Here is a 6997-nt window from a genome sequence, read left to right as displayed (position 1 = left end):
TGTGGTGTCTGTGGTGTCCTGGCCTGGTCGGGAAACCGGCATACCGCGTCCGTCACATGCCTGGGGACAACCCGCGGGCGAGAGTGAGAGCGACCGGCAACAGGGACGCGGCGTCGCGGTGTTGGGGCACGCACCTCAACTTCGCTCCTTGATCCACGCCCCTGTTGCCGGGCGCTCTTATTCGTCTTCGTGCCAGCCGTGGCCTTCCGGGTCGATGACCTCCGGTTCCACGCCGAGCATGTCCGCGACCTTGTGAATGAGAACGTCCAGGATGAGTTCGGCGAGGTCGTCGGTGTCCATCGCGCGGGCTTCCAGCGGCCGGCGATAGATGATGATTCGGTGCGGCGTCGCGGAGCGTCCCCGGCCGGCGGGCGGCTGATGGTGCGCCAGCGGCACGGGTTCGTCCGGGCCGAGGACAGCGGGCAGGGGCGGAACGTCCTCGACCGCGAACTCGACGTCCGACAGTTCGGCGGACCAGCGGTGCTCGAGGTGCTCCACGGCATCGAGGACGAGGTCGTCGAAGCGTTCCCCACGGCTGCGGTAGGCGGGGACCTCCGGGGGGAGGAGCGCACCGCGCAGACCGCGCCCGCGCCGGTCCCGGCGACGCGATACCGGGATGGGAGGCTGAGCGGCCGGGAAGTCCGGCCCGGGGGTTCCCCAGGATGCGCCGGGAGAGGCGTTGTCCGCCATGGCGTGAGCGTACGGCTCGCGAGCGGCAACCGTACCGACGCCCTCCGGATCCATCGGGTGAATTTCCCCTCGGTTACTCTGACGTATCCAGGTGTGTCCGTCGGTTCAGCTGGTAGGTACGGAGCGTCGTTGACTGCTTACCATGGCTCCGCGGCTGGCTGCGACACGGCGGGTGGTGGTGGCCGTCGCCCGTTCCGGGGGCTACCGTCCGGAACGTGAAGCCTCGGCGCTGCTCCCGCTCGGCATGTTCAGCGGCCGCGGTCGCCACGCTCACGTACGCCTACGCCGAGTCGACGGCCGTCCTCGGGCCACTCTCCCCATACGTCGAGCCGCATTCCTACGACCTGTGTGGAACGCATGCCGACCGCCTCACTGTGCCACTTGGTTGGGCGGTCGTGCGGATCGAGGGTGAGCCCAGGCACAGTGCAGCCTCTGATGATCTTGAGGCGCTCGCGGACGCGGTTCGTGAGGTGAGCCGACCAGCAGGCCGCGAGGATCCGCCCGATCCGTCCACACCCGCAGGTCGACGCGGTCATCTGCGGGTGCTGCCCCGACCGAGCTGAGGCCGCCCTGGCGCCCGTCCGGCGGGCATATCCGCTGGGGCGGGCCGTCCTGACGGCTCGCCGCGCGTCGTGGCCAGTGCAGCCGGAGTGGACCCGGCGTCGGTAGGGTCATCGGCGTTGGTACCAGTACCAGTGTTGGCCAGCGTTCCTTGTGCCGCGGGCGCGCGAGCGGAGTGATGATCGCGTATCTGCCGGTCAACCGGGGGAAGGGCGGAAGGGTGCGCGATCTATCGCGGATCTTCAAGGCATATGATGTGCGGGGGATTGTGCCGTCGGAGCTGGACGCGGACATCGCTCGCGCGGTTGGCGCCGCGTTCGTGCGCGTGCTCGCGGCCCCGCGGGTCGTTGTCGCGCGTGACATGCGCGGCTCGTCGGTCCCGTTGTCGGAGGCGTTCGCCGACGGCGCCGCGGGCCAGGGCGCGGACGTCATCATGATCGGGCTTGGCTCGACCGACCTGCTCTATTTCGCCGCCGGTTCGCTGGACATCCCGGGAGCGATGTTCACCGCCTCCCACAACCCGGCCACATACAACGGCATCAAGCTGTGCCGGGCCGGTGCGGCTCCGATCGGGGTGGACAGTGGTCTCGGTGACATCCGGGCACTGGTCGAGGCGGGGGTCCCGGCGTTCACCGGGCCGCGTGGCGCGATCACGCACCGGGATCTGCTGGCGGCCTACGCCGAGCACCTGCGTACCCTGGTCGACCTGTCCGCGATCCGGCCCCTGCGGCTCGTGGTGGACGCGGGTAACGGTATGGGCGGCCTCACCGTCCCGGCCGTGTTCGACGGCCTGCCGTTGACGGTCCACCCACTGTACTTCGAGCTGGACGGGTCGTTTCCCCATCACGAGGCCAACCCGATCGAGCCAGCGAACCTGCGTGACCTACAGGCCGCGGTCCGCGCCACCGGCGCTGACATCGGGCTCGCTTTCGATGGCGACGCGGACCGCTGTTTCGTCGTCGACGAGCGCGCCGAGGGCGTCTCACCGTCCACCATCACCGCGCTGGTCGCTGAGCGGGAACTCGCCCGGGAACCGGGGGCCACGATCATCCACAACGTGATCGTCAGTAATGCCGTGCCCGAGCTCGTCTCCAGGCTTGGTGGCGTCCCGCTGCGCACCCGTGTCGGTCATTCGTTCATCAAGGCGGAGATGGCCCGCACCGGCGCGGTCTTCGGCGGCGAGCACTCCGGCCACTTCTACTTCCGGGATTTCTGGCGGGCCGACTCCGGGATGCTCGCCGCGATGCACGTCCTGGCCGCGCTCGGCGAGCAGGACCAGCCGCTGTCGCGCCTTCTTGATGGCTATGCCCCGTACGCGCTCTCCGGTGAGATCAACTCTGTGGTCGCGGACGCCGGAGTTACCATGGCCGAGATCGAGAAGGCGTATGTGGGCCTCGCGACCGGTATCGACCATCTCGACGGGCTGACCGTCTCGCTCGGGGGCGGTGTCTGGTTCAACCTTCGTCCGTCCAACACCGAGCCGCTGCTGCGCCTGAACGTGGAGGCCCCCGACCATGTCACGATGTCCCGGGTGCGGGACGAGGTCCTCACCCGCATCCGTCCCGGAAGGGAGACCGACCGTTGAGTCTCGATCCACTCCTGCTGGAGATTCTCGCCTGTCCGTGCCCGGCCCATGCCCCGCTACGCGCGGAGACGCTCGCCGGTGAGCCCGTCCTGGTCTGCACCTCGTGCGGCCTGGCTTTCCCGGTCCGCGACGAGATCCCGGTGATGCTGCTCGATGAGGCCGTCCCCTTCGGCGGGGACGTGCCGGCCGCGGATGTGCCGGGCGGGGTTCCCAGCTCTCCCTGAACCCGAACAGGCCTGGCTGCCTCCGTTGTCCGCGGGTACCTGTCAGGATGCTCCTTCGGGTAGCTGCGGGGAGGGCGGGCGGCACGTGCGGGAACTGGGACGGGCGCTGGGGGCGATCGTGGACGAGGCCATTCTGGATGACGTCGCTCGGCTGACGGCGGCCGATCCGGCCGGAATGTTGCTGCATGTGGCGTCATCGGCCCGCCAGGTCAGGGAGTCCGCGGCGCTGGCCGGAGAGGCCCGGCTCGATTCACTCGCCGCCGGCGGTCGCCCACGTGCCGTGTTCGTTGCCGGGGCCGCCGGCTCGGAGGCGCTCGGCGCGGCCTTGGCCGCTGTGGCGGGGCCGCGGTGCCCGGTCCCGGTGTTCGGGGACAACGGCTACAGCCTGCCCGGGTGGGTGGGTGTCGCCGACGTCGTGTTCGCGATGTCGGCCTCGGGACGCGATGCGCGGACGCTGACCGCGTTGCGGGAGGCTGATCGTCGCGGTTGCCGGGCGGTCGTCGTGGGCGCACCCGATTCGCCGCTGGCCGTGCTGGCCGGCCGGGCGCGGGCGCTGTTCGTTCCCGTTCCGGTGGTGGATGACAGGCCCACCCGCGCGAGTTTCTGGGCGCTGCTGGTCCCCGCGGTGGTTGCCGCGCGTGCTCTCGGCCTCGTCCCCAGCGAGGCCGGGGGACCGGGCGCGATCGAGGCCGCGGCGGAGCGGCTGGAGGAACTGGCCGTGCGCTGTCGACCCACCAGCGAGACCTTCGTCAGCCCCGCCAAGGAGCTGGCGCTCGCGCTTGCCGGTTCGTTGCCGTTGCTGTGGGCGACCACCCCGCTGGCCGCCGCCGCGGCCCGTCGCGCAGCCGATCAGCTGGCTGCCGACGCTGGTTACCCCGCGTTGCTCGGCACGCTGCCAGCGGACGCGGGCGCCCAGGCGGGCGTCCTGGATGGCGCGTTCGGAGTCCGCGCCACCAGGGGCGGTGCCGCTGGTGCCACCATCGGTGGCGGTGCGGCCGAAGATCTTGAAGATTTCTTTCGCGACCGGCTGGCGGAGACGGAGCAGGTGCGGCTCCGCCTTGTGCTGCTGCGTGACCAGACCGAGGAGCATCCGGCGGTCACCCGGCAGGCCGATGCCGCGATCGCCGCCGCCGCCGAGCGTGGGATCGGGGTCACCGAGCTGACCGCGCAGGGGGCGAGCCGGCTGGAACGGCTGGCGTCCCTGGCCGGCCTGTTCGATTACGCCGGTGTCTACCTCGCCCTTGTTCTTGGCCTTGATCCCACCCCGGTCGCCGCGGCCCGCGATCTCGACGTCCGCCCGGCACCGAACTGACGCCGACGGCCAGCCCGTCGGCTAGCGGGACCGGGCCGCTGTGGCTGGCGGTGCTGTCGGCAGGATGGCGCCCAACGACGGTGTGGTAGCTCCGGGCTGGGCTATCGTGACGCCCGGCAGCGGCCCAGCCGTCGTGGGTGCGGGTGCCGGTTGCGGCGGGGGAGTGGAGAGCAGACCGCCCTTGGTGCCTTGGGCCACCGTCGGATCGGCCTTTGACATCGGCATTGCCGGCACACCGGTGAGCGCTTGGCGCAGCGAGCGGCCCCAGATGATCGCTGGAAGATCCCCGCCGAACACACGGGGCCATGTCCGGCCGTCGGCGACGACTCCTTTGAGGGGGTTCCCCTGCGCCCCCTTGGGATTGCCGACAGCGACGGAGGCGGCTATCTGCGGGGTGTAGCCGACGAACCACGCAGCCGAGTAGTTGTCCGTGGTGCCGGTCTTGCCGGCGGCTGGCCGCCCGATCGCCGCCGCGTTCGGGTATCCCGTGCCCTGGGTGATCACTCCGGTGAGGACGCTCGTCACCGTGTCGGCGACACCGGCGGACACCGCCCGCCGGCAGCTGGGTGCGGGGGCAATGTCCACGTTCTGCTGGCTGGAGTCGGTGGCCGACAGGACATAACGCGGGTCACAGTGGACGCCGTGGGCGGCAAGCGTGGCATAGGCGTCGGCCATGTCCAGCGGGGTGACACGCTCGGAGCCAATGGCTATCTCCCCCTTTGCGGGGGAGACTTCCTTCAGGTAGGAAGCCGGGATCCCGAGCCGGGTCGCCATGCTGACGATGGCCGGTACGGAGATTTTCTCCGCGAGCTGGATGTAGTAGGTGTTCACCGAGTCCCAGGTTGCCTTCGACATGTCGTAGATGCCGCTTTCCTCCGGTTCGGCGTTGGCGAAGCCGGTGGGACAGTCACCGCCGCTGCGCGGATCCCCCCGGGGGAACCGCTTGGAGACGTAGCATGCGGGCGAATAAAACTGGGTGTTGAGCCCGTACCCCGCCTCCAGCGCGGCGGCGAGCGCGAAGGTCTTGAACGTGGAGCCGGGCTGGAACACCGCCGTGGTCGGCAGCGGCTCCTTGGTCTGATTGGCCGCGGCGTTGGAGCCGAAGGCCCGGTTCACCGCCATCGCCAAGACGTTGCCGGTGCCCGGTTCGATCACTACCTCGGTGGCTGACACCGGGTTGCTCGGCGCTATGACGGCATTGACCGTGTCCTGGACCGCGGCCTGGATCTTGGGTTGCAGGGTGGTCCTGACGACCAGCCCGCCTTCGTGGACCCGCCGGGCACGCTCGGCCTCGGTCGCGCCGAGCGCGGGATCGGCCAGCAGCTGGGTGCGCACGAAATCGCAGAAGAAGGGCGCGGTCGACGTCTCGCACGAGTCCTGCGCCGCGGCCGCGGCGGCACGCACCACCGTGACCGGGGTGGCCTTCGCCGCATCCGCGGTGGCCGAGTCGATGTAACCGAGTTCGGCCATCCGGTCCAGGACGACGTCCCGGCGCACCCTGGCGGCATCGGGATGGTTCACCGGGTCGTACAGGGACGGGCTCTGCACGAGCCCGGCCAACAGCGCCGCCTGGGGGAGCGTCAGATCGGTGATACGTACATGGAAGTAGTTCTGGGCGGCGGTACCGACGCCGTAGTTGCCGTTGCCGAAGTAGGCGATGTTGAGGTAGCGCTCGAGGATCTCGTCCTTGGTGAGGCTGTTCTCCAGGGCGACGGCGTACCGGGCCTCCTGGAGCTTGCGCTGGAGGGAGGTCCCGGCGGCGTCCTCGCGCTGTTGCTTGGTGCGCGCGTTCTGGAGCAGCACGTTCTTGACATATTGCTGCGCCAGTGTTGACGCGCCCTGTTGGACGTCGCCTGCCGCGCTGTTGCGCAGCGCCGCCCGGACGACTCCCTTCACGTCAACCCCGCCGTGGATGTAGAAACGCGCGTCCTCGATGGAGACGATGGCCTGCCGCATGACCGTTGGAATGGCCTTGCCGTCGACCACAGTGCGGTTCTCCTGGCCGCGCAGGGTCGCGATGACACTGCCGTCCGCGGCGAGGATGGTGGAAGTCTGGGGCAGCGGTGGCGTGACCAGCTCGGCGGGCAGGCTCAGGTAATGGTCGGCCGATGCCTTGGCGAACAGGCCGACCGCGCTGATCATGGGTAGGAACAGCAGCGCGAGGCCGATGCCCGCGGCGGTGACGACCAGCCCGATCCGGCTGAGCCGGCCCCGCCTGCCACCACCGTTGCCGCCGCCATCGCCGCCGGTCACCACGTCGCCGTCATCGGCTGCGGGCGCGCTTGCGTCCATGCTCGGCGGCGGCTGTCCGTTTCCGCTGGCGGTAGCGGAGCCGGCGGTACCGGCCGCGCTCGCCAGGCCACCGCCGTTCGCAAGGCCACCGCCATTCGCCAGGCCACCGCCGTTCGCAAGGCCATCGTCCGGTCTGTCGGAACCCGCCGCGACAGCGGCGGCATCCGATGCGCGACGCTGCGCTCGTGCGCGGAACGCGGAGTCTCTCTGCACGGCGGTAACGTCACCTTCCATGATTCAGTGAGCTTCGGCCCACGGGGAGATTCTGACCGACCCCCGTGGCGGAGCTGTACCCGGCGCGCTTGCCCGCCCCCGCATGGGGCTACGTTGTGC

General features: G+C 70.2%; 6 protein-coding genes. 4 read left to right on the top strand and 2 right to left on the bottom strand.

Going from position 1 to position 6997, the window contains the following annotated elements; all coding sequences use genetic code 11:
- Nucleotides 1-177: 177 nt before the first annotated feature.
- Nucleotides 178-744 (bottom strand): metallopeptidase family protein, encoded by a 567-nt coding sequence (locus tag MJ785_RS05225; protein WP_239308137.1) that lies wholly within the window; start codon nucleotides 742-744, stop codon nucleotides 178-180.
- A gap of 161 nt (nucleotides 745-905) precedes the next feature.
- On the opposite strand from MJ785_RS05225, the gene MJ785_RS05220 reads away from it, so the two are divergent.
- The 4 genes from MJ785_RS05220 to MJ785_RS05205 all read left to right on the top strand — a co-directional run bounded on the left by MJ785_RS05220 (nucleotide 906) and on the right by MJ785_RS05205 (nucleotide 4372).
- Nucleotides 906-1253, top strand: a complete 348-nt coding sequence (locus MJ785_RS05220; RefSeq protein ID WP_239308138.1) for a DUF3499 domain-containing protein — start codon at nucleotides 906-908, stop codon at nucleotides 1251-1253.
- A 218-nt stretch (nucleotides 1254-1471) separates the two neighbouring features.
- A complete protein-coding gene (locus tag MJ785_RS05215) occupies nucleotides 1472-2836 on the top strand; it encodes a phosphomannomutase/phosphoglucomutase (protein WP_239308139.1) in 1365 nt (454 codons plus the stop codon).
- On the top strand, nucleotides 2833-3060 hold the full coding sequence (locus tag MJ785_RS05210) for a Trm112 family protein (RefSeq protein WP_239308140.1): 228 nt from the start codon (nucleotides 2833-2835) through the stop codon (nucleotides 3058-3060). Before MJ785_RS05215 ends, MJ785_RS05210 begins: the two co-directional genes overlap by 4 nt.
- An 85-nt stretch (nucleotides 3061-3145) precedes the next feature.
- Nucleotides 3146-4372 (top strand): SIS domain-containing protein, encoded by a 1227-nt coding sequence (locus tag MJ785_RS05205; protein ID WP_239373970.1) that lies wholly within the window; start codon nucleotides 3146-3148, stop codon nucleotides 4370-4372.
- 21 nt (nucleotides 4373-4393) lie between these two features.
- On the opposite strand, the gene MJ785_RS05200 is transcribed toward MJ785_RS05205, so the two are convergent.
- Nucleotides 4394-6877 (bottom strand): transglycosylase domain-containing protein, encoded by a 2484-nt coding sequence (locus tag MJ785_RS05200; protein WP_239380118.1) that lies wholly within the window; start codon nucleotides 6875-6877, stop codon nucleotides 4394-4396.
- Nucleotides 6878-6997 lie beyond the last annotated feature (120 nt).

The sequence above is a fragment of the Protofrankia sp. CiT1 genome, from assembly GCF_917627335.1.
In the GTDB taxonomy this organism is placed as follows: domain Bacteria; phylum Actinomycetota; class Actinomycetes; order Frankiales; family Frankiaceae; genus Protofrankia.
Note: the sequence above shows the minus strand (reverse complement) of the source record. Positions and strands in the feature narration are given on the sequence as shown.

Bases quoted from the DNA above. Each gene is read 5' to 3' on its own strand.
- MJ785_RS05225 (WP_239308137.1), bottom strand. From the start codon at position 744: ATGGATCCGGAGGGCGTCGGTACGGTTGCCGCTCGCGAGCCGTACGCT.